The organism is Pseudomonas cremoricolorata DSM 17059 = NBRC 16634, assembly GCF_000425745.1.
GTDB lineage: Bacteria > Pseudomonadota > Gammaproteobacteria > Pseudomonadales > Pseudomonadaceae > Aquipseudomonas > Aquipseudomonas cremoricolorata.
This window is the reverse complement of sequence record NZ_AUEA01000010.1, coordinates 198,061-220,522: the sequence shown is the minus strand read 5'-3', so window position 1 is coordinate 220,522 and position 22,462 is coordinate 198,061. Positions and strand designations below refer to the sequence as shown.

Genomic DNA, 22,462 nt, shown 5'->3' with positions numbered 1-22,462 from the left:
TCGATCAGGACGACAGGTACGACGAACGGGTCAGGCCCAGGCGCAGGGCGTCGAGGTACTGGGTGCGTTCACGGGCGGTGATCTTGGCGCTGGCGACCTTGTCACGGTAGTGGGTCATCAGTTCCTCCGGCGACAGGTGCACGTAGCGCAGCATGTCCTCGATGGTGTCGTGGGTCTCGATGCCGGCGTGGTACACGCTGCCGTCGGCGTTCTGGTAGATGTTCACCGAATCGGTGTCACCGAACAGGTTGTGCATGTCGCCGAGGATTTCCTGGTAGGCGCCGACCAGGAAAATCCCCAGCAGGTAGTCCTCACCCTCGTTGATGCCGTGCACCGGCAGGCTGGTTTCGATGCTCTGCTCGTCGACGTACTGGTTGATCTTGCCGTCCGAGTCGCAGGTCAGGTCTTGCAGCACGGCGCGGCGCAGCGGTTCTTCGTCCAGGCGGTGCAGCGGCAGAATCGGCAGCACCTGGCCAATGGCCCAGGTGTCGGGCAGGCTCTGGAACACCGAGAAGTTGCAGATGTACTTGTCGGCGAGCTTGTCGTTGAGCTCGTCGAGCACCTGGCGATGCGAACGCTGGCGCGCCTTCAGCGAGTTGTGCAGGCGGCGGCAGACGGCGAAATAGCACTGCTCGGCCAGGGCTTTTTCCGACAGGCTGATCTTGCCGTCGGCGTACTGCGCGGCGACATCACCCAGGTAGTGGGTGGCGCGCCAGTAAGTCTCGGTGACCATCTCGATGTCGGTCGGGCCAAGCAGATCGACCAGCCACTGCACGGTTTCCGGCAGGCTGCTCTTGTCTTCGATGATCGGCACCTGGTCGTTGTGCTTCTCGACGTCGGTGACCTGCACCACCAGCATGGCGTGGTGCGCGGTCAGCGCGCGGCCGCTTTCCGAGAAGATGTGCGGATGCGGCAGGCCCTGAGCGTCGCAGAACTCCTTGAGCATGCCCACCACCACGGCGGCGTAATCGTCGATGTCGTAGTTGATCGAGCTGGCGTTGCGCGAGTGGGTGCCGTCGTAGTCGACCCCCAGGCCGCCGCCGACGTCGATATGGTCGACCGGCAGGCCCAAGGCACGCAGCTCACCGTAGTAGCGGATCGCTTCCTTGAAGCCGTGCTGGTAGTCGGCGAGGTTGGCGATCTGCGAACCCATGTGGAAGTGCAGCAGGCGGATGCCCTGGTCGAGACCGGCATCCTTGAAGCGCTGCACCACCGAGAGCAACTGCGCCGCCGACAGGCCGAACTTGGATTTTTCACCGCCGGTGTCGGCCCACTTGCTCGACGCCAGCGACGACAGGCGCACGCGCAGACCGACCTGAGGCTTGACCTTCAGCTCGCCGGCTTCTTCGATCACCAGCGCCACTTCCGACTCTTTTTCGATGACGATGAACACGTTGTGGCCAAGCTTCTGGCCCATCAGCGCCAGGCGGATGAACTCGCGGTCCTTGTAGCCGTTGCAGACGATGGTGCCGCCCTTGGGCGCCAGCGCCAGCACGGCCAGCAGCTCGGGCTTGGAGCCCGCTTCCAGGCCGATGGAGACGTTCTGCGTGGCGATGATGTTCTCGACCACCGCTTCCTGCTGGTTGACCTTGATCGGGTACAGCGCGGTGTACTGGCTCTGGTATTCGAGGCGCGCGATGTTGGCGTCGAAGGCGCCGGTCAGCTGGCGCACGCGGTCTTGCAGGATATCGGGGAAGCGCACCAGCAAGGGCAGCGACAGGCCGCTCTGGCGCAGTTGGTCGACCTGCTCGAAGAGGTCGATGGGCGAGCTGTCCGGGCCATTGGGGCGTACTTCGACGCGCCCGGCTTCATTGATGGCGAAGTAACCCGCGCCCCAGTGGCGGATACCGTAAACACTGCGGCTGTCGGCCACGGTCCACTGGCTGCCATCGTCTTTGCGTGTGCGTCGTACGGACATTCAAGTCCCCTATTGATGAGTCAAGACACTGCCCCGCCGGGGGCGCAGGCAGTGTAGGAGCGGAAAATGACGGTTCGTCCATGCTCTGGGGTAGACCCTTCAAGCAGCAACGAGTTTAGAAAGGACTGGACGAACCTGCCCGTGGCGGCTTCAGCCGCCGGACTTCTTGGCCTTGAAACCGAGTTTGACCAGCTCGGCGATGAGCAGCTCGACGTGGTCGCCCTGGATCTCGATGACGCCGTCCTTGAGCGCGCCACCGGTGCCGCAGCGGCGCTTGAGGTTGCTCGCCAGGGTTTTCAGCTCGTCGCCGGCCAGCGGCACGCCGCTGACGGTGGTGACGGTCTTGCCGCCGCGGCCCTTGCTTTCCCGGCGCACGCGGGCAATGCCGTCGCCTTCGGGGACGCGCTGCTGATGACAGGTACAGGCGTCCACCGGTTGGCTGCATTCAGGGCAGTGACGACCGGCATCGGTGGAAAACACGAGACCGCCAAGGGCGGAAAAGGAGGAGGCTTTCTTGGCCACTTTTGTGCCTCTTGCTGAGGACAAAAACTGATCGGGCCTGAGCCAGGGCCGACCGCGATGCCCCACTCTGGCAGGGGCGGCGCTTTTGTCATGGACCCATGACAACCCGAAAAGGGCGCGCAGTTTAACCACAAATCCGCTGCCGCCCAAGTAGTGGAATGCGGCATTTTGCGCAGGTTATGCGACCTCGGCCAGCGCTAGGCGGGCCTAGCCGTGACTGGCCTGGCGGTAGCGCTGCAAGGCCGCCAGAGAGTCAGGGCAATACGGCTGCTGCTGGCTGTGGGCAAGGGCCTGGGCAACGCTGACGAAGCGCGCTTCGAGCACCTCTTGCGGCTGCAAGCGCAGCGGCCCGTCCCACACGGCCGAAAACACCGCACACCAGAGGTGATTGTCGGGCTGGTCGAAGAAGAACTTCTCGTGGAACTGCAAGGGCACGCCGCTCACCCCCAGCTCTTCTTCCAGCTCGCGGGCGGCCGAATCGGCGTAGCTTTCCGTGGCGCCGACCATGCCGCCGGCGGCCACGTCCCAATAGCCTGGGTACAGCGCCTTGCTCAGGGTGCGGCGGTGCACGCACAGCTCGCCCTGGCTGTTGAACAGCAGAATGAACGTGCCGCGGCCGATCAGACCGCGCTCGCGCAGCTCGGCGCGGGGCAAGGCGCCGAGCGGCTGATCGTCGGCATCCACCCAGGCGATCAGCTCGGCATCGGAGGCCGCCCGGTGGGCGACCTCGCTGGCGTCGATCGGCATGTCAGCCCTGCGACAGCAGCTGACGCAGGTCGATCACCGCTGCGTTGGCACGGGAGATGTAGTTGGCCATGACCAGCGAGTGGTTGGCCCACATGCCAAAGCCGCTGCCGTTGAGCACCATCGGGCTCCACAGCGGCTCCTGCGAGGCTTCCAGCTCGCGGATGATCTGCCGCACGCTGACGGTAGCGTTCTTCTTCGCCAGCACGTCGGCGAAGTCGACCTCGATGGCGCGCAGCAGGTGCGACAGTGCCCAGGCCTGACCGCGGGCCTCGTAGAACACGTTGTCGATCTGCAGCCATGGGGTTTCAACCAGCTCTTCGTCAACCTGCGGCGCCTGGCCGGGCACGATGGCTTCGGTCTTCAGGTTGCTGTTGAGCTTGACCCGGCCAACGCTTGCCGACAGACGCTGGGACAACGAACCCAGACGGGTGGCGACGTCGCCCAGCCAGTTGTTGAGGTTGTCGGCACGGGTGTAGAAGATCGCGCCCTTGTCACCGGCAGCCAGGCGCGCCTGGTAGCGCGACAGCGACTTGATGCCTTCCTCGAACTCCGATTCGCTCGACGGCAGAATCCAACTCTTGTGGTCGAAGTTGAAGCGCGGCTCGGCCTTGGCCAAGTCGGCGTCTTCGGTCGATTGCGATTGCGAACGGGCGAAGTCCTTGCGCAGCGCACGGGACAGATCACGCACCTGTACCAGCACGCCATATTCCCAGCTCGGCATGTTGTCCATCCACAGGCCTGGTGGGAAACGGTCGTTGGCGATGTAGCCGCCCGGCTTGTTGAGCAAAGTGCCGGCGACGGTCTTGAGGGTTTCCACGGTGGTGTAGCCGATGACCATCTGCTGGCCATCACGCTGCGCTGCGGCCTGCGCGTTCTGCTGCACCGGGAACAGCTCGGGCTCCTGGCTCCAGTACCAGCTAAGGCCTATGCATACCAGCAGGTAGACACCGATGACGATGCCCAGGGTACGACCCCAGATGCCGCCGCGCTTGCTGCGGGTGGTGGTTTTGCGGGATTCGTCCCGCTCGCGGGGCTCGGCTGCGGCCTCGCGTTTTTTCCAGTCCAGCATGGCTATAGTCCTTAGTCAGTCACGTCGAATTCGAAGCGTTATGGCAAAGCCGCCGCAGTGCGCAGGTACTTTTTCCACACAACCTGGGGTTAGGACCGCAGGCTGCAGTCAGGGTGCCACGGCTTTCATCACGCGCAGCACTATAAAGCAGACACTCCCATGCGCATACGCGACCCAGGGGTCGTCAACTGAATGCATGGCCGATGGCACTTTACCCGACGGAGCGCGGTCACAGCCCTGCAAGCAGTGCTAGCATAGAGCCACTATCTAGCTGCCCCTACCGCAGTGTGCCGATGAACCAGCCAGCCGCAGCAAACCTCGATCGCCTCCAGCAGTTGTGCACCCAGCGGGTGTTGCAGCGTATTCGTCATGTCCTGCAAATCTGGCAGCGCCTGGCCCACGATGGCTGGACGCCCGGTACCGTCAACGAGCTGCACGACGCCAGCCAGCAACTGCTGCAAGACGCCGAGCGCTTCGAGTTGCCGACCCAGGCCAAGCTTGCGCGCACCTTGTGTCAGCACCTGCAACCCCTGCAAGAGCAGGCCAGCCCGCTCGACGCGCAATCGACCGCGCAGTTGCGCGGCCTGCTCGAACGCCTGGCGCACACCAGCCTGCGCCGCGGCGAACAGCTCGAAGAGGTGCCGCTGCCCGACCTGCCGAGGCCGGCGTACATCCTCCTGCAAGACCGCGAACAGGCCGAGCACCTGGCCCAGCAACTGGCCTTCTATGGCACCGCAGCGCAGGCGCTGGCCGATGCCGAGGCCTTTCGCAGCGCCCTGGCCGAGCGCGCACCGGCACTGATCGTGATGGATGTCGACTTCGCCGGCCCTGGCCAGGGACTGGTCCTGGCGCAGCACATTCAGGACGCCTCCAGACAACCGGTCGCGCTGCTGTTCTTCTGCGCCGACGATAGCGACACCGCCTCGCGCCTGGCCGCCGTGCGTGCCGGCGGCCAGGGTTTTCTCACTGGCAGCCTGGAAGCGTCAGAGCTGCTGGAGAAGATCGAGCTGCTCGAACACCCCGCCCACAACGAGCCGCTGCGGGTGCTGATCATCGATGACTCACGCACTCAGGCGCGCTACAGCGAGCGCCTGCTCAATGCCGTGGGCATCGACACACGGGTGCTGACCGAACCGCTGCAAGCCATGGAAGCGCTGGCCGACTTCCAGCCCGACCTGCTGATTCTCGACATGTACATGCCGGCCTGCACCGGCCCTGAGCTGGCCAAGGTCATCCGGCATAACGAGCGCTACGTGAGCTTGCCGATCATCTACCTGTCGGCCGAGGACGACCTCGACAAACAGCTCGACGCCATGAGCGAAGGCGGCGACGACTTCCTCACCAAGCCGGTGCGCTCGCGGCAGTTGATCAGCACCGTGCGCAACCGCGCCGCCCGTGCCCGCCACCTGCAGACCCGGCTGGTGCGCGACAGCCTCACCGGTCTGTATAACCACACGCACATCCTGCAACTGCTGGAAGACTGCAGCAGCCGCGCCCGCCGTGACGAGCAGCCGCTGAGTTTCGCCATGCTCGACCTCGACCACTTCAAGCGGGTCAACGATCAACACGGCCACCCGATGGGTGACCGCGTGCTCAAGACCCTGGCCCTGTTCCTGCGCCAGCGTCTGCGCCGCAGCGACTGCATCGGCCGCTATGGCGGTGAGGAATTTGCCGTGGTCATGCCCAACACCGAGCTGGACGCCGCCCATGGCGTGCTGAACGAAATCCGCCAGCGCTTCGCCGACCTGCACTTCCCCGCGCAACGCCAGCAGTTGCAGTGCACCTTCAGCGCCGGGGTGGTGATGCTCAGGGGCGACATGGACGTGATGGAACTGGCCAGCGCCGCCGACCAGGCGTTGTATGCGGCCAAGCACGGCGGGCGCAATCGGGTCGAAAAAGCCGACTGCTGACCACTGAAGGCCAATTGCCACTTTTTTTTGGCGTCAAGCCGCCGCCGTCATCAATCGGTCACACCTTGGCAATACTGTCTGCGCCCACCAATCCCTTGCTGGAAGTGCGCGGCCATGCGTCTGAAGCTGCTGACCAACTTCAACACCCTGCTGCTGGTAACCGTGTGTATCGCCCTCGGCGCGACACTGTGGTGGTCGCAGCAGGCGCTGCAACGCCCCTACCAGATGATGGAGCGCTACCTGGGCCTGGCGCAGCAGTTCCAGAGCGGTGTGGCGAGTAACGTGCAAGCGTACCTGGCCAGCGGCGATGCCTTGCGCCATGCCGCTGCCGTGCAGGGAACAGAACAGCTTCAGACTGAACTGGCCGCCTGGCCGGTCGAACTGGCCGACACCCTGCACCCCAGCCTCGATCAATTGCAGGCCTTTGCCGGCAGTGACCTGCTGGCCGCCGGCAAGCTGGCGGGCGATCCCCAGGCCCTGCTGTTGCAAGCCGAGCGCGAGCTGGGCGCCAACCTCGAACAGCTCGCACGCTATGCCGACGGCAGCGACGCGGCGCTTGCCGACCGCTACCGCGCGCCGCTGCTGGAGGCTGCCGTGCACCTGGCGCGGCTGTCGCTTGCGCGGGACAAACTGGTCAGCAGCGGCCGCGCCGAGCTGGCCGCGGAAGTCGAGCGCGAGCTGCAGCAGATCGATGCCCAGGCCGAGCGCCTGGATGCCCTGGCGCTGCTCGGCGTCACTGCGCCAGCGCAGTCGAGCGGCGATGATTTCGCCGCTTTGATGGGCTTGCAGAGCGAGGCGCAGAAAGCCCCGGAAGACCTCGGCGTCGACCTCAAGCGCCAGCTGCACAGCCTGCTCGGACGCTATCCTGCGGAATTGCAGCGCACCCGCGAGCAGATCGAGCGGCGCACGGCGCTGTCGGCCAGCACGCAAACGCACCTGGACGCGGTGCAGCAGGCGATCGCCGCGCTGGAGCCGCAGGTGCGTGGCCTGCACGGGCAGATCCAGGGTGAGGTGCGCACCCTGCAAGTGCTGATGATCGCGGTGATTCTGCTCATCGCGGTGCTGATCGACACCTTGCAACGGCGCATGGCGCGGACCTTGAGCAATCTGGCGCCGGCGCTGTCGCGCTGGGCCGAAGGTGATTTCGCCGAGACCATCTCGCTGGGGCGTACCAACCGCGAACTGCACGACATTCAGGATTCGCTCAACCGCCTGCGCCAGTACCTGGTGGAGCTGGTCGGCACCCTGCGCCATCATGCCGAACAGGTCGGCGGCAGCAGCCACGCCCTGGCCGACATGAGCAGCGCCCTGCATGACGGTGCCGAACGCCAGGCCAGCGACACCGCGCAGATCCGCGATGCCTTGGGCGAGCTGGAGACCACCATCGTGCAGGTCGCCAGCGATGCCAGCGCCGCAGCCAACGCCGGGCACGATGCCGGGCGCGCCGTGCAACACGGCCAGCAAGTGATCGGCAGCAGTTTGTCGGGGCTGCGCACGCTGGTCGATGAAGTACAGGGCAATGCCCGCAGCATCGAACAACTGGCCGAGGAATCGGCCACCATCGGCGGCGTGCTGACGGTCATCCGCTCGATTGCCGAGCAGACCAACCTGCTGGCGCTGAACGCCGCCATCGAGGCGGCGCGGGCCGGGGAAATGGGCCGCGGCTTTGCCGTGGTCGCCGACGAAGTGCGTTCGCTGGCCCAGCGCACCACCGGCGCTACCGGGGAAATCCAGAGCCTGATCGATCGCCTGCAACAGGCTGCGCGGCAATCGGTGGCGGGCATGCGTACGCAACTCGAGCATGCCCGCAGCACCGCCAGCCAGGCCGAGGCCGCCGATGGCGCGCTGGAGGAGATCGTCCGCGCCATCGACACCATCGCCGCCACCGCCGTGCGCATTGCCGATGCCACCGCGCAGCAGCGCGGCGCAGTCAGCGAAATCCGCGACCACAGCGAACGAATTCATGAACTGGGCAATGACAACTTGCAGCGTATCGGCGAAGGCCGTGAACAAGGCGGCCAACTGTTGCGCCTGGGCGGTGAGCTGAATACGGCGGTGCGGGCATTTCGCGTGTGAGGCGAGGTGCGGCCATTCGGCCCACGCCAATGCCGATACCGTACAAGTCCGCTATGATGCGCGCACGTTTTGCCTAGCGAGTCCGTCATGCGCCGCCTGTTCTTCCTGTTATGTCTGCTGCTGACCACACCGGTATTCGCCGCCGGGCTGCTCGACAACCGCCCCAGCGCCACCCTCGGCGCCGCTGCCAGCAGCAACCAGGCCGATTTTCTGCCGGTCGAGCAAGCGTTCCAGCTAAGCCTGGTCAAGGCTGACGCCCAGTCGATCACCGTGCGTTTCGTCGCCACCGACGGTTACTACCTTTATAAGCACCGCTTCCAGTTCCACAGCGAACCGGCCGACGTCGCGCTGGGCGCAGCGCTGATTCCACCAGGTGAGGCCAAGCACGACGAATTCTTCGGCGATGTCGAGGTGTACCACGGCGTGCTCGACATCGAGCTGCCGCGCCCCGCCAGCGCCAGCCACGCCTTCACCCTGCTGGTGGGTTACCAGGGCTGCGCCGACAAGGGCCTGTGCTACCCGCCTCAGACCCAGCGCCTGGAGATTCCCGGTGATGGCCCCGCGCCGAGCACGGCGGCGGCGGCAAGCGAACAGGGCTGGAACTGGAAATCGCTGCTGCTGTTCTTCCTCGCAGGACTTGGCCTGACCTTCACCCCCTGCGTGCTGCCGATGCTGCCGATTCTCTCGGGGGTGGTCTTGCGCGGTCAGGTCGGTGGCGCGCGCGGTCTGGCACTGTCGCTGGCCTACGTGCTGCCGATGGCCGCCAGCTTCGCCGCGCTGGGTGCCCTGATGGGCCTGTTCGGCGCCAGCCTCAACTTGCAGGCGCAGCTGCAATCGGCCTGGGTGCTGGTGCCCTTCGCGCTGTTCTTCGTGGTGTTTGCCCTGGCCATGTTCGGCCTGTTCGAAATCAAGCTGCCGCAGGCGCTGAGCAGCCGCCTCGACAGCGTCGCCAGCCGCACGCGTGGTGGCTCGCTGCTGGGCGCGGCGGTGCTCGGCGTGCTCTCGAGCCTGCTGGTGTCGCCGTGCGTGTCGGCGCCCCTGGCCGGTGCCCTGCTGTATATCAGCGCCAGCGGTGATGCGCTGGGCGGGGCATTGAAGCTGTTCGCCCTGGGCCTAGGCATGGGCGCGCCGCTGCTGCTGGTGGCCACCGGTGGCGCGGCCTGGCTGCCGAAAAGCGGGTCGTGGATGAACACCGTGAAGAACGCCATTGGCGTGTTGCTGCTGGGCCTGGCCATCGGCCTGCTCAGCCGCGTGTTGCCTGGCCCGCTGACGCTGCTGCTGGTGGGCCTGCTGGCCGCCGGCGTTGCACTGTTCCTCGGCACCCTCGAGTGGGGGGTGAAGACCCCGCGCCAACGCCTGGCGCAACTGCTCGGCCTGCTGCTGCTGAGCTACGCGCTGGCCTGCTGGTATGGCGCGCTCAGCGGCCAGGGCGACCCGCTGCGACCCTTGCCCGGCGCAACGCCAGCGGTGGCCGGCGCCGCCCAGCCCGGCACTCAGTGGCAAACCATCAGCAGCCCGGCAGCGCTGGATGCGGCGTTGGCTGCGGCCAAGGCCGAGGGCCGTCCGGTGCTGCTCGACTGGTACGCCGACTGGTGCATCAGTTGCAAGGTGATCGAACACGAAGTGCTCAACGCGCCCAGCGTGCAAGGCTCGCTCGGCGAGTTCCGCCTGTTGCGCTTCGATATCACCCAGAGCAACGCCGAACAGCGCGCACTGCTCGACCGCTACGGCCTGTTCGGCCCACCTGCCCTGCTGTTCTTTGCCGCGAACGGCGAGGAAGTGCGCGCCGAGCGGGTGGTTGGCGAGATCAACGTCGGCGATTTCGCCGAGGTCCTGTCGCGTGTGCACACGATCTTGAAGCCTTGAGCATGCCTGCTGCTGGCAACGTGTCGCGTTGAGTGACCAAATCCAGGCATTCAGTCACATACTTTTCCCGAACCTCGGACATCGTGCTGTCTATTGCTGGGAACTGGACACTCAAGGTCGGTTTACGGCATAGTCGCCGCGCTATGTCGAATTGCCCTACAAAACCAAGGAACCACCGATGGCAACCCTACTGGTCCTGCACGGCCCCAACCTGAACCTGCTGGGCACCCGCGAGCCAGGCCACTATGGCGCTGCCACCCTCGCCCAGATCAATCAGGACCTGGAGCAACGTGCGCGTGCCGCAGGCCATCACCTGCAGCATTTGCAGAGCAATGCCGAGTACGAACTGATCGAGCGTATTCACGCAGCCCGTGACGAGGGCGTCGACTTCATCGTGATCAACCCGGCGGCGTTCACCCACACCAGCGTCGCGCTACGTGACGCATTGCTTGCGGTGAGCATCCCATTCATCGAAGTGCACCTGTCCAACGTGCACAAACGCGAACCGTTCCGTCATCACTCCTACTTTTCCGATGTTGCCGTAGGCGTGATCTGCGGCCTGGGCGCCACTGGCTACCGCCTGGCCCTGGAGTCCGCGCTGGAACACCTGGCTGCCAACGCACAGCCCTGATGACCCAAAGCCCTGGCCTTGCGCCGGGGCCTCGAAGAAACGTCAGCGAACGTTTTTACCCTACACCCCCGACCGAATCCTGGGAGTTGCTTAATGGATATCCGTAAAGTCAAGAAACTGATCGAGCTGCTGGAAGAGTCTGGCATCGACGAGCTGGAGATCAAGGAAGGCGAAGAGTCCGTCCGCATCAGCCGTCACAGCAAGACCCCGGCTGCCCAGCAGTTCTACGCTCCAGCCCCGGCTCCGGCCGCAGCGCCAGTGGCCGCTGCACCTGTCGCCGCCGCGCCAGCCGCCGAAGCGGCCGCTCCGGCGCTCAAGGGCACCGTGATTCGCTCGCCAATGGTCGGCACCTTCTACCGCAAGCCTTCGCCGACCTCGCCGAACTTCGCTGAAGTCGGTCAGAGCGTGAAGAAAGGCGACACCCTGTGCATCGTCGAAGCCATGAAGATGATGAACCACATCGAAGCCGACATCGGCGGCGTGATCGATGCCATCCTGGTGGAAGACGGTCAGCCGGTTGAGTACGACCAGCCGCTGTTCACCGTCGTTTGAATCGCGGAGAGCCAACGATGTCTGCGAAGCTCGAAAAAGTCCTGATCGCCAACCGTGGCGAAATCGCCCTGCGCATCCTGCGTGCCTGCAAAGAGCTGGGCATCAAGACCGTCGCCGTGCACTCCATCGCCGACCGTGAACTGATGCACCTGGGTCTGGCGGACGAGTCGGTCTGCATCGGCCCGGCACCGTCCAACAAGTCCTACCTGCACATTCCGGCGATCATCGCGGCCGCCGAAGTGACCGGCGCTACCGCCATTCACCCAGGCTACGGCTTCCTCGCGGAAAACGCCGACTTCGCCGAGCAGGTGGAAAAATCCGGTTTCGCCTTCATCGGTCCGAAAGCCGACACCATCCGCCTGATGGGCGACAAGGTGTCGGCCAAGGACGCCATGATCAAATCCGGCGTCCCGACCGTACCGGGCTCCGATGGCCCGCTGCCCGAAGACGAAGACGCCGCCCTGGCGATCGCTCGCCAGGTTGGCTATCCGGTGATCATCAAGGCAGCAGGCGGCGGCGGTGGCCGTGGCATGCGCGTGGTGCACAAGGAAGAAGACCTCATCGCTTCGGCCAAGCTGACCCGTACCGAAGCCGGTGCGGCCTTCGGCAACCCGATGGTCTACCTGGAAAAATTCCTCACCAACCCACGTCACGTGGAAGTGCAGGTGATGTCCGACGGCCAGGGCAATGCCATTCACCTGGGTGACCGCGACTGCTCGCTGCAGCGCCGCCACCAGAAGGTGCTGGAAGAAGCACCGGCCCCGGGCATCGATGAAAAAGCCCGTCAGGAAGTGTTCAAGCGCTGCGTCGATGCCTGCATCGAAATCGGCTACCGCGGTGCCGGCACCTTCGAGTTCCTCTACGAAAACGGCAGCTTCTACTTCATCGAGATGAACACCCGCGTGCAGGTGGAGCATCCGGTGTCGGAAATGGTCACCGGTATCGACATCGTCAAGGAGATGCTCAGCATCGCCGCTGGCAACAAGCTGTCGATTCGCCAGGAAGACGTGGTCATTCGTGGTCACTCGCTGGAATGCCGGATCAACGCCGAGGACCCGAAGAAATTCATCCCGTCCCCAGGCACCGTCAAGCATTTCCACGCGCCGGGCGGCAATGGCGTGCGGGTCGATTCGCACCTGTACAGCGGCTATTCGGTTCCGCCGAACTATGACTCGCTGATCGGCAAGCTGATCACCTACGGCAAGGACCGCGACGAAGCCATGGCGCGCATGCGCAATGCCCTGGACGAGATCGTCGTCGACGGCATCAAGACCAACATCCCGCTGCACCGCGACCTGGTGCGTGATGAAGGTTTCTGCAAAGGTGGCGTCAACATCCATTACCTCGAGCACAAACTGGCCAACCAGGACTGATCGAGCGTTACTGCGATGAGAAAACGCCCCGGCACCTGCCGGGGCTTTTTCATTTCAGCCGCCAGACAGATCGACCAGCGCCAGGCCGTGCGGCCGATAGGCACTGGCGCTCTGCACCTGCCCGGCAGCGTTGCGCACCAGGCCATCACTGCCCTGATACAACGGCTCGGATCGCACCCGCGCCATGAACCGCCGCGCGCGCTCGGCCAAGGCGCCGCCGGCACCGCGCTGGGCGACGCGCATCAGCGGGTCGAGCACGCTTTCCACCAACTGCGCATCCATCGAGTAGACCCGCGTCATCCCACTGCGCAGGTCGAGGGTCAGGCCGTAGGTGTTGCCCAGACAACTGGAATACGACCAGTGCTGCCAGCTTGGGCGAACGCCGTTCTGGCGCAGCACCGCGCGCAGCGGGCCGCCGATGTCCTGCCCGCCCAGCCAGTCGCCACCGGCCATCACTGCCCGCACCGGGCTGCTGCCCTCGCCACGGATACGCACCAGCACCTCGCGCACGGCCTGCTCGATCAGGGGTTTGATGTTGTGGTCCAGATGAATCACCGCGCCGGCCTGGGTTGCCGGGTTGTACAGCGACACGGCCACGCAGGTCTGGGCATTGAGGGTGAACAGGTAGGCGTCGTCGCTCGACTCGCTCAGCCGCGCCACCAGCGCCTCGCCTTGCAGCGCCCCGCGCAGGTTGTCCGGCGCGCCCTCGCCCAGGGCCACCTGGCGCGGCGAGGTGATGCGCCCGGCGTCCTCCAGCGGCGCGCCACCGCGCAAGCCGGGGCTGTTGGCCAGCCATCGTCCATCGGCGCCGCGCAGCACGGCCGGGCGATGCAAGCTGCCTGGCGAGTTGGCCTTGAACACGCGCAAAGTGTGCTGGGCCGAATCGTAATCGACCTTGAAATAACGCCCCTGGTGGCGAATGAAATGCTCGACACCAGGCACCTCGGTGCTCGCCGCGCTACGCCAGGTGCCCAGCCAGATACCCGGTTCATGCACCGCCTGCAACTGATCGGGTACCTGCGGCACCGCCCAGCGGCGATCGAACTCCAGCGCCGCCGGGCGGCTGGCCGCAGTGACGTGCACCCGCGCCCTGGCGCCCACCCGGCGCGTGCCCTGCAGCAGCGGCCTGACCGCGCGCAGGCTGGCGCCGGGCAAGGACGCCAGCCCACTCAGTGCAGCCCAGGAGGCTTCCAGCCAGGCTTGCAGCGCCCGCGCCGTATCGCCCCGGGTGTGGGCGATGACCGCCGTGCGCAGCGGCGCCACCACGAACCAGGCGCCGAGCAGCGCGGCGAACGGCGGATAGACCAGGCTCAGCGGAGCGGCGAACAACAGCCCTTTGATGACCTGGCCGCGGATCACCTCGGCGCGACTGTGAGTGGCGTCGTCGACATCGGCCAGGCCATGCTCGACGAAACGATCGAATTCGCGAGGCAGGTTGACCACCAGATCGATCAGCCGCAGCGAGTCGAGATGCGCCTGATTCCCCGCGAGCGCCCGCAACTGCCGCTCGACCTCGCCACGCTGGGCCAGCCGGCTGCGGGTCAGCAGATAATCGCTCAGCGTTGCGCCTGCCGCCGCCGCGAGCCGCGCATAGGGGCGCCAGAGCACGCCATCGGGCGCATCGGCGGTGTACAGCCAGTCCTCAGCGGCGCCCTCTCCGATCAGCCGAAACACATAACAGCCGATGATCGGCGCCCCCGCCACGCGCAGGCGCAGCACGCCGGCGCGGTCGAGCACCGCCTCCGATGACGAATCGTCGAGGTCATCCGGGGCCAGGCGCAGGAGTTCGCTGATCAATTCCAGCAAGCGCTCGTAGCTGCTGCGTTGCAGCTGCCCACTGGCCAGCGCCAGACGCAGGTCACGCTCCATCCCGGCACTCACCGCGCCGGCGAAACGTAGCTGATGCGGGCGGTAATCGGCGCCACTGGCGGCCAGGTAGCGGGCCCGCACCTCGGCCACGTACTGCTCGCCGAGGTAGGCACGCCGCGCATAGCGCGCCAGATCTGCGCTGCGCAGGGCCGAGAGGTCCTGGCCTAGCGCTGAGCGCACGCCGCGTTCTGGGTGGTCGATGCCGCTGTTGTCGTCGTAACCGAAGCACACCAGATCGATCAGGTTGATCGACTCGAGCGGGCCATCGCCCAGCGAAGGGTTCAGATCGATGATGATCGACTCCGGATCGACCGCCTCGCTCAGGCCCTTGCTCGCCAGATACGGCGCGATGGCCTCGCCTACCGCCTTGCGCGCGTAGCCATGAAAACTCGGGTATCCGCCCAGGCCTCTGGCGAAGGCCTGCTCGGCCAGCCTGGCGCGTTGGCGCAGATGGGTGATGGCGCGGCGCTCGTCGAGGCTTGCGGCGCCATACCAGTGCGGCGCGACAGTGCGTGCCAGTTGCGCCTCGCGGCTGTGCAGGCGGGCCTGAAGGCCGCGCTGCAAGGCGCTCGAGTAGTCGCCGGTGGCGCTGCGCAGATCACCGTCCAAGGGCCATTGTGCGGGCGCGTCCTGCACCTGCTGGAGACGCGCGCCGAGCCGCTGGCGCTGGTCGAATGGCAGTTGGCTAAGCAGGTAGTGACGCCCGGCGGCGCTGCCCAGCCACTGCCCCAGCTCGGCGCTCAGCGCCCGCGCCGAGGGCAGCATGATCCATTCCTGGCCATCGGGTTTGCCGGGGGCATAGAGCGCCAGCGCTGTAGTCTCGCCTCGATCGTCATTGAAGCTGAAGACCAGCAAGTCGCTGCAGGGCGCATCGAACACCTCCAGGCTGCTGACGTGTACCTGCGCCGAAGGCTGCTCGAGTGCCGCCAGCAGTTGCTCATGCAGGGCCGTCGAAAGGTGCCCGGCATATTCCCCACGCAAGGCGCTGTAGCGCAATTGCCGGTCTGCCGCATCCAGCAGCGCCTGGCGCACCTCGCTCTGGGCATGCCGGGCCTGCACCGCGGCCAGGTAGCCGGCGCTGCCATCGCACTCGCGCACCAGCCGTTGCACCTGGTCGGCGCTGGGCGCGGCGCTCAGGCGCACGACGCTGCTGACCGCGCGCAGTTCATACAGCAGGTCCAGCTCTTGGGCACCGCCTGCGACCAGCTCGCTGAGGCTGCGTCTTAGGGGCGGTAGCTGCGGATGCTCACGGCTGCCGAGCTCGACGCGGATCAGGTCGGGCGACAGCTGGATATCGAACTGCTCGGCCAGGTAATCAGCCGCGATCTGCCGGGCATGCTCGTGCAGACTGGCTACCCCTGAAAGTAACCTCCGTGCTTGCATCTGGGCGGCGCGCCACAGGTCGCGGGCGTCTTGCAGGCGGGCATGCTCGGCTGCGTCCAGCGGGTTGAGCCGATCGGGCAGTTGCGCCTGGGCCAGTCGATCGAGCGCTGCACGTTCATCGGCGCTGGCCAGGCAGATGAGCGCGTTCTGCTCGTGCCAGGCTCGCTCCAGGGCATGGATGGCAGCGCGAACCTCGGCAATCGATAACTCGGCCAGTGCTGCCGGTGCCAACGCCGTATTCAGCTCGGCCTGGTGCGCTGCCAGCCAGGCATCGCGGCGCTGGCGATAGTCGTCGGGCGCGGGCAGGTCATCGGGCACTGTCTGCCAGTGACGGGTCAGGTAGTCGTGGTAGTGGTCGAGCAGGCGTGTACCGATGCTCTCGATCAGCAGTTCGACGGTCTCGCGTCGCTGCTGGTCGATCTCCTGGACCGCCTGCCCTTCCCAGCGCCACGGCGCATGCAGCGCCGGGTCGAAGGTCAGCGGTTGCTGGCTGATATGCCGCTGCAGCGCGGCATCGAGCAGATCCTGCACCAGGCGCGGGTCGATCGGCCCGGCGTAATGGGTGCGTAGCTCGACGCCAATGTGCTCTTCGAGCACTTCGAGCAGGCTCAGTTGCGCGCGCAGGCGCGGTTCGAGCTCGGCCGACCAGGCCAGCAGGTGGTCGAGCAGAACGGCGTTGGCGGTGGGGGTCGGTGTCTGGGTGGTGGAGGTGCTCACAGCGGATGCTCCGGGTGATGGACGGGGTGGCAACGCTGCGCCTCGCACCGCCTCTAAAGGCGCTATCTATTGCTGAGAGGCGTTGCCCTGCGTGCTCCACATTCCCCTGCGCCTGGCGTAGACTGCGCGCTTTGCACAGCCCACGCGGCTGTCCCATCGATTTCCCTAAGGTGCCCGCCATGCCCTGGCTGCAAGTACGTCTGGCCATCAGCCCGGAACAAGCCGAAACCTACGAAGATGCGCTGCTGGAAGTGGGCGCAGTATCCGTGACCTTCATGGATGCCGAAGACCAGCCGATCTTCGAACCCGACCTCAACACCACGCCGCTGTGGTCCAACACCCACCTGCTGGCGCTGTTCGAGGCCGAGGCCGAGCCGCAGGCGGTGTTCGCGCATCTGCAACTGCTGACCGGCGCCGCGCTGCCCGAGCACCAGGCCGAAGTCATCGAAGATCAGGACTGGGAACGCAGCTGGATGGACGGATTCCAGCCGATGCGCTTCGGCGAGCGCCTGTGGATCGTGCCGAGCTGGCATGAAGCGCCGCAGGCCGACGCGGTGAACCTGCTGCTCGATCCCGGCCTGGCCTTTGGCACCGGCACCCACCCGACCACCGCACTGTGCCTGGAATGGCTCGACGGCCAGGCGCTGGAAGGCGTTCAGGTGCTGGACTTTGGCTGCGGCTCGGGCATTCTCGCCATTGCCGCCCTGTTGCTCGGCGCCCGTGAGGCGGTAGGCACCGACATCGACGTGCAAGCGCTGGAAGCTTCGCGCGACAACGCCGGGCGCAACGGCATCGCCGAGCAGCGCTTGGCGCTTTACCTGCCCGAGCAGATGCCGGCCATGCAGGCCGACGTACTCGTCGCCAACATCCTCGCCGGACCGCTGGTGTCGCTGGCGCCCCAGCTGGCTACGCTGGTGCGCGAAGATGGCCTGCTGGCGCTGTCGGGCATCCTCGCCGAACAGGGTGAGGAAGTGGCCGCTGCGTATGCCCAGGCCTTCGACCTCGACCCGATCGTCGAGCGCGATGGCTGGGTGCGTATCAGTGGCCGCCGGCGCGTCGCCACTTCCGTCTAACTCCCTCCCCCGGATCGCCGCATGACCGACAGTTTCGTCACCCAGTGCCCGCAGTGCCAGACGCGCTTCAAGGTCACCCACCAGCAGCTGAGCGTGGCCCGCGGTGTGGTCCGTTGCGGCCATTGCCTGCACGTGTTCAACGCGGCCCGGCAGTTGCTCGAACAAAGCCAGGCGGCGACCCTCGACCCGTCCCTGGCAGCGCCGTTGGCGCTCGCCGCTGGGGCCGCTGAACAGGCCTCGGTCGCTGACCTCAGCAGCAGCGCGCCGAGCCCGGTCAGCGTACCGCCGCTGCCAGTGGCCCCGGCCAGGCCGACCCAGGCCGACTGGGAAGCCACCACCCTGGCGCTGGATGCCCTCGACCTCGATCAGGCCCTGGCCAGCCTAGAACGCCGCCACCCGCCGCGCCCTGACGAAGCCGCGCAAGGCACGGCGCCGCTGCAGGCGCGGCGTGACGATCACAGCCTCGACGATCAGCCACACGAGCCGTTCGGCACCGCCACCGAGGCGCACCCGGAGGAGCCGCAAGTGCCCTTCGCGCCCGTGCCGACCCTGCACGAAGACGACGCCCTCGAGGCGCCGGACGAGGCTCGAGCACGCACCGAACCGACCCTGGGCCTGCACACCGCTGACGCCTACCAGCCGCTGGGCCTGGCGCCCTCGCCGGACGCGCAGCAGGAGCCGCGCCTGGGGCGCCTTGAGCGCGACGATGCCGCGCAGGCCACAGCCGGACTCAGCGCACTGGACGACACCCCCGCCCGCGACCGCCTGTCGGCGCATGACGACGAGGATGGCGAACGGCTGCATGAACACGACAGCGACGGCGAGCGCCTGGAGCCCAGCCTCGCCGCGCGACCGGGCCGCGGCGCCTACAAGGAACCGCTGATCGATGTGCTCGATGACCCGCTGCAGCTGGACTGGCAACCCGAGCCACCGCGCTGGGGCCGCCGCCTGCTGTGGGGGCTGCTGTGCCTGCTGGCCCTGGCCGGCCTGGGCGCGCAGTACGTGATCTACCATTTCGACGGACTGGCCCGCCAGGACCGCTACCGGCCGCTGTTCCAGCAGGTCTGCCCGATGTTCGGCTGCAGCGTACCGACCCGCATCGACGTGGATCGGATCAAGAGCAGCAACCTGGTGGTGCGCAGCCATCCGGACTTCAAGGGCGCGCTGATCGTCGACGCGATCATCTACAACCGCGCGCCGTTCAGCCAGCCGTTCCCGCAGCTGGAACTGCGCTTCGCCGACCTCAACGGCCAGCTAATCGCCAGCCGCCGCTTCAAGCCCAGCGAATACTTGTCGGGCGAGCTGGCCGGACGCGGCGACATGCCCAGCCAGACGCCGATCCACATCGCCCTGGACATCCTCGATCCTGGGCCCAAGGCGGTGAACTACAGCCTCAGCTTTCGGGCCGAGTAGCCGCTGCTGCGCTGCGGCTGCTCGGCACGGAAGCTGAGAGCTGCAAGCTGCAAGCTGCAAGCTGCAAGCTGCAAGCTGCAAGCTGCAAGAGAAAAGCAGAGCCGCTTGTCGCTTGAAGCTTGCAACTTGCCGCTGGCAGTTGGCCCCGGCCAACTGCTCACATTTTATCCAACTCCATCTTTATCCAGTCATCGAGAGCGGGTATCATGCCCACCCTTTTTCGAACTCCAATGATTCGGCCCCACAACAGGGAACACCTATGTCGGCGGTACGCATCGGCCCTTACACACTGAAGAACAACCTGATCCTTGCGCCCATGGCCGGGGTCACCGACCAGCCTTTCCGTACGCTTTGCCAACGCCTGGGCGCCGGCATGGTGGTGTCGGAGATGGTCACCAGCGACATGAGCCTGTGGAACAGCCGCAAGTCACGTCTGCGCCGCATCCACGAAGGTGATCCCGAGCCGCGCTCGGTGCAGATCGCCGGGGGCGATGCGCAGATGCTGGCGGCTGCGGCCCGGGCCAACGTCGAGGCCGGCGCGCAGATCATCGATATCAACATGGGCTGCCCGGCGAAAAAAGTCTGCAACAAAGCCGCAGGCTCTGCTTTATTGAAAGATGAAAGCCTGGTCCACGACATTCTCCACGCCGTCGTCGGCGCGGTGGACGTCCCTGTGACCTTGAAGATTCGCACCGGCTGGGACCGGGCGAACAAGAACGGCATAACCGTGGCGAAGATCGCGGAACAAGCCGGTATTCAGGCCCTGGCCGTGCATGGCCGGACCCGGGCCGACCTGTACACCGGCGACGCCGAGTACGACACCATCGCGGCCATCGGCCAGGCGGTGTCGATTCCGGTGTTCGCCAATGGCGACATCACCTCGCCCGAAAAAGCCCGTGCCGTGCTGCAGGCCACTGGTGTCGATGGCCTGCTGATCGGCCGTGCTGCACAAGGCCGGCCGTGGATCTTCCGCGAGATCGAACACTTCCTGCGCACCGGCGAGCATCTGCCGGCGCCGACTCTGGACGAAGTGCAACGCATCCTGCTGGAGCACCTAGGCGCGCTGCATGCGTTCTATGGCGAGGTGATGGGCGTACGCATAGCCCGCAAGCATGTGGGCTGGTATCTGGCGACCCGACCCGGCGGCAAGGAATTCCGCGCCCGGTTCAACGCACTGCAAGACCCGCAGGCACAGCACGATGACGTTGCCGCGTACTTTCAGGAGCGTCGACAGAGCCTTGGCACAGAGGACGAACAAGGGGTGGCCGCATGACCATGATGACCGAGACATTAGTGAGTGGAACAACGCCCGTGAGCGACAACGCCAACCTCAAACAGCACCTCAACACGCCGAGCGAAGAGGGTCAGACCCTGCGCGACAGCGTCGAGAAGGCGCTGCACAACTACTTCGCCCACCTCGAAGGCGCAACCGTCACGGATGTGTACAACCTGGTGCTCTCCGAAGTCGAGGCCCCGCTGCTGGAAAGCGTGATGAACTACGTCAAGGGCAACCAGACCAAAGCCAGCGAGATGCTCGGGCTCAACCGCGGCACCCTGCGCAAGAAGCTCAAGCAATACGATCTGCTCTAAGCCAGAATCCCAACCAGAAAAGGCGGCTCCCGAACGGAGACGCCTTTTTTGCTGACTCCACCGCGTTATGGAATCCGAAATGACCGACCAGACTACCCGCCTGCCGATTCGCCGCGCCCTGATCAGTGTCTCCGACAAGACCGGGATCCTCGAATTCGCCCGTGAGCTGCAGCAGCTCGGGGTCGAGATCCTGTCCACCGGCGGCACCTACAAGCTGCTCAAGGACAACGGCGTGAACGCGGTGGAAGTGGCCGACTACACCGGCTTCGCCGAAATGATGGACGGCCGGGTCAAGACCCTGCACCCGAAAATCCACGGTGGCATCCTCGGCCGTCGCGGCACCGACGACGCCATCATGGCCGAACACGGTATCCAGCCCATCGACCTGGTGGCAGTCAACCTGTACCCCTTCGAAGCGACCATCGCCAAGCCCGGCTGTGACCTGCCGACCGCCATCGAGAACATCGACATCGGTGGCCCGACCATGGTCCGTTCGGCGGCGAAGAACCACAAGGATGTCGCCATCGTGGTCAACGCCAGCGACTACGCAGGCGTCGTGCAAAGCCTCAAGGCCGGCGGCCTGACCTACGCCCAGCGCTTCGACCTGATGCTCAAGGCGTTCGAGCACACCGCCGCCTACGACGGCATGATCGCCAACTACATGGGCACCATCGATCAGGCCCGCGACACCCTCGGCACCGAAGATCGCAGCGAATTCCCGCGCACCTTCAACAGCCAGTTCGTCAAGGCTCAGGAAATGCGCTACGGCGAGAACCCGCACCAGAGCGCGGCGTTCTACGTCGAAGCGAACAAGGGTGAAGCCAGCATTTCCACCGCCACCCAGCTGCAAGGCAAGGAACTGTCGTTCAACAACGTGGCCGACACCGACGCTGCGCTGGAATGCGTGAAGAGCTTCGTCAAGCCGGCCTGCGTCATCGTCAAGCACGCCAACCCGTGCGGCGTGGCGGTGGTGCCGGAAGAAGATGGCGGCATCCGCAAGGCCTACGACCTGGCCTACGCCACCGACAGCGAGTCGGCGTTCGGCGGCATCATCGCCTTCAACCGTGAACTGGACGGCGAAACTGCCAAGGCCATCGTCGAGCGTCAGTTCGTCGAAGTGATCATCGCCCCGTCGATTTCCCAGGCGGCCCGCGAAGTGGTTGCGGCCAAACAGAACGTGCGTCTGCTCGAATGCGGCCAGTGGCCGGCCGAGCGTGCTGGCGGCTGGGACTTCAAGCGGGTCAACGGTGGCCTGCTGGTGCAGAGCCGCGATATCGGCATGATCGGCGCCGATGATCTGAAGATCGTCACCCAGCGCGCACCGAGCGAGCAGGAAATCCATGACCTGGTGTTCGCCTGGAAAGTGGCCAAGTTCGTCAAGTCCAACGCCATCGTCTACGCCAAGAACCGCCAGACCGTCGGCGTCGGCGCCGGGCAGATGAGCCGGGTCAACTCCGCGCGCATCGCCGCGATCAAGGCCGAGCATGCTGGCCTGCAGGTGCAGGGCGCCGTGATGGCCTCCGACGCCTTCTTCCCGTTCCGCGACGGCATCGACAACGCGGCCAAGGTCGGTATCAGCGCGGTGATTCAGCCGGGTGGTTCGATGCGTGATGCCGAAGTCATCGCCGCTGCCGACGAAGCGGGCATTGCGATGGTATTCACCGGTATGCGCCACTTCCGCCATTGATCTTGAGCGGCAAATTTCAAGCTGCGAGTTGCAAGCGCGTGCAGGCCGAGTCGCCTGGGTTTGCAG

General features: G+C 65.8%; 16 protein-coding genes. 11 read left to right on the top strand and 5 right to left on the bottom strand.

Annotated elements, in window-relative coordinates:
- Positions 1-4: 4 nt before the first annotated feature.
- The 4 genes from speA to H618_RS0113565 form a co-directional block, all read right to left on the bottom strand.
- Positions 5-1,918, bottom strand: coding sequence for an arginine decarboxylase (speA, locus tag H618_RS0113580; RefSeq protein ID WP_028695578.1), 1,914 nt, complete (start codon positions 1,916-1,918; stop codon positions 5-7).
- 150 nt (positions 1,919-2,068) lie between these two features.
- A complete protein-coding gene (locus H618_RS0113575) occupies positions 2,069-2,440 on the bottom strand; it encodes a translation initiation factor Sui1 (protein ID WP_028695577.1) in 372 nt (123 codons plus the stop codon).
- Between the two features lie 207 nt (positions 2,441-2,647).
- Positions 2,648-3,187: an NUDIX hydrolase gene (locus H618_RS0113570; RefSeq protein ID WP_028695576.1), complete on the bottom strand. Its 540-nt coding sequence runs from the start codon at positions 3,185-3,187 to the stop codon at positions 2,648-2,650.
- Between the two features lies 1 nt (position 3,188).
- Positions 3,189-4,256 (bottom strand): DUF2333 family protein, encoded by a 1,068-nt coding sequence (locus H618_RS0113565; RefSeq protein WP_028695575.1) that lies wholly within the window; start codon positions 4,254-4,256, stop codon positions 3,189-3,191.
- 293 nt (positions 4,257-4,549) lie between these two features.
- Here H618_RS0113565 and H618_RS0113560 point away from each other — a divergent pair, with 293 nt between their 5' ends.
- From H618_RS0113560 to accC, 6 genes are all read left to right on the top strand, one after another.
- On the top strand, positions 4,550-6,166 hold the full coding sequence (locus H618_RS0113560; RefSeq protein WP_028695574.1) for a GGDEF domain-containing response regulator: 1,617 nt from the start codon (positions 4,550-4,552) through the stop codon (positions 6,164-6,166).
- Between the two features lie 114 nt (positions 6,167-6,280).
- Positions 6,281-8,242 carry a methyl-accepting chemotaxis protein gene (locus tag H618_RS0113555; protein WP_028695573.1) on the top strand — a complete coding sequence of 654 codons (1,962 nt, stop codon included), beginning with the start codon at positions 6,281-6,283 and terminating at the stop codon, positions 8,240-8,242.
- An 87-nt stretch (positions 8,243-8,329) separates the two neighbouring features.
- On the top strand, positions 8,330-10,108 hold the full coding sequence (dsbD, locus tag H618_RS0113550) for a protein-disulfide reductase DsbD (RefSeq protein ID WP_028695572.1): 1,779 nt from the start codon (positions 8,330-8,332) through the stop codon (positions 10,106-10,108).
- 178 nt (positions 10,109-10,286) lie between these two features.
- A complete protein-coding gene (gene aroQ / locus H618_RS0113545) occupies positions 10,287-10,739 on the top strand; it encodes a type II 3-dehydroquinate dehydratase (protein ID WP_028695571.1) in 453 nt (150 codons plus the stop codon).
- 93 nt (positions 10,740-10,832) lie between these two features.
- Positions 10,833-11,291: an acetyl-CoA carboxylase biotin carboxyl carrier protein gene (accB, locus tag H618_RS0113540; protein WP_028695570.1), complete on the top strand. Its 459-nt coding sequence runs from the start codon at positions 10,833-10,835 to the stop codon at positions 11,289-11,291.
- 17 nt (positions 11,292-11,308) lie between these two features.
- Complete coding sequence (gene accC / locus H618_RS0113535) at positions 11,309-12,664, top strand: acetyl-CoA carboxylase biotin carboxylase subunit (protein ID WP_028695569.1); 1,356 nt, start codon at positions 11,309-11,311, stop codon at positions 12,662-12,664.
- 54 nt (positions 12,665-12,718) lie between these two features.
- Here accC and H618_RS21690 read toward each other — a convergent pair whose 3' ends face one another.
- Entirely contained in the window at positions 12,719-16,633 is a 3,915-nt protein-coding gene (locus H618_RS21690) for a dermonecrotic toxin domain-containing protein (RefSeq protein ID WP_050577314.1), read from the bottom strand.
- A 179-nt stretch (positions 16,634-16,812) separates the two neighbouring features.
- Here H618_RS21690 and prmA point away from each other — a divergent pair, with 179 nt between their 5' ends.
- From prmA to purH, 5 genes are all read left to right on the top strand, one after another.
- Positions 16,813-17,706 (top strand): 50S ribosomal protein L11 methyltransferase, encoded by an 894-nt coding sequence (gene prmA, locus H618_RS0113525; protein ID WP_028695568.1) that lies wholly within the window; start codon positions 16,813-16,815, stop codon positions 17,704-17,706.
- A gap of 21 nt (positions 17,707-17,727) precedes the next feature.
- Positions 17,728-19,119 (top strand): DUF3426 domain-containing protein, encoded by a 1,392-nt coding sequence (locus H618_RS0113520; RefSeq protein WP_028695567.1) that lies wholly within the window; start codon positions 17,728-17,730, stop codon positions 19,117-19,119.
- Between the two features lie 259 nt (positions 19,120-19,378).
- Positions 19,379-20,392 (top strand): tRNA dihydrouridine synthase DusB, encoded by a 1,014-nt coding sequence (dusB, locus tag H618_RS0113515; protein WP_028695566.1) that lies wholly within the window; start codon positions 19,379-19,381, stop codon positions 20,390-20,392.
- Positions 20,389-20,709, top strand: a complete 321-nt coding sequence (gene fis, locus H618_RS0113510) for a DNA-binding transcriptional regulator Fis (protein WP_008093076.1) — start codon at positions 20,389-20,391, stop codon at positions 20,707-20,709. The genes dusB and fis overlap by 4 nt, the downstream gene beginning before the upstream one ends.
- A 79-nt stretch (positions 20,710-20,788) precedes the next feature.
- The gene (gene purH / locus H618_RS0113505) at positions 20,789-22,396 is read left to right on the top strand and encodes a bifunctional phosphoribosylaminoimidazolecarboxamide formyltransferase/IMP cyclohydrolase (RefSeq protein WP_028695565.1); all 1,608 of its coding nucleotides are present in this window, start codon (positions 20,789-20,791) and stop codon (positions 22,394-22,396) included.
- The last annotated feature ends 66 nt before the right edge of the window (positions 22,397-22,462 follow it).

Bases quoted from the DNA above. Each gene is read 5' to 3' on its own strand.
- speA (WP_028695578.1), bottom strand. From the start codon at position 1,918: ATGTCCGTACGACGCACACGCAAAGACGATGGCAGCCAGTGGACCGTG.
- H618_RS0113570 (WP_028695576.1), bottom strand. From the start codon at position 3,187: ATGCCGATCGACGCCAGCGAGGTCGCCCACCGGGCGGCCTCCGATGCC.
- H618_RS0113565 (WP_028695575.1), bottom strand. From the start codon at position 4,256: ATGCTGGACTGGAAAAAACGCGAGGCCGCAGCCGAGCCCCGCGAGCGG.
- H618_RS0113560 (WP_028695574.1), top strand. From the start codon at position 4,550: ATGAACCAGCCAGCCGCAGCAAACCTCGATCGCCTCCAGCAGTTGTGC.
- H618_RS0113555 (WP_028695573.1), top strand. From the start codon at position 6,281: ATGCGTCTGAAGCTGCTGACCAACTTCAACACCCTGCTGCTGGTAACC.
- dsbD (WP_028695572.1), top strand. From the start codon at position 8,330: ATGCGCCGCCTGTTCTTCCTGTTATGTCTGCTGCTGACCACACCGGTA.
- aroQ (WP_028695571.1), top strand. From the start codon at position 10,287: ATGGCAACCCTACTGGTCCTGCACGGCCCCAACCTGAACCTGCTGGGC.
- accB (WP_028695570.1), top strand. From the start codon at position 10,833: ATGGATATCCGTAAAGTCAAGAAACTGATCGAGCTGCTGGAAGAGTCT.
- accC (WP_028695569.1), top strand. From the start codon at position 11,309: ATGTCTGCGAAGCTCGAAAAAGTCCTGATCGCCAACCGTGGCGAAATC.
- prmA (WP_028695568.1), top strand. From the start codon at position 16,813: ATGCCCTGGCTGCAAGTACGTCTGGCCATCAGCCCGGAACAAGCCGAA.
- H618_RS0113520 (WP_028695567.1), top strand. From the start codon at position 17,728: ATGACCGACAGTTTCGTCACCCAGTGCCCGCAGTGCCAGACGCGCTTC.
- dusB (WP_028695566.1), top strand. From the start codon at position 19,379: ATGTCGGCGGTACGCATCGGCCCTTACACACTGAAGAACAACCTGATC.
- fis (WP_008093076.1), top strand. From the start codon at position 20,389: ATGACCATGATGACCGAGACATTAGTGAGTGGAACAACGCCCGTGAGC.
- purH (WP_028695565.1), top strand. From the start codon at position 20,789: ATGACCGACCAGACTACCCGCCTGCCGATTCGCCGCGCCCTGATCAGT.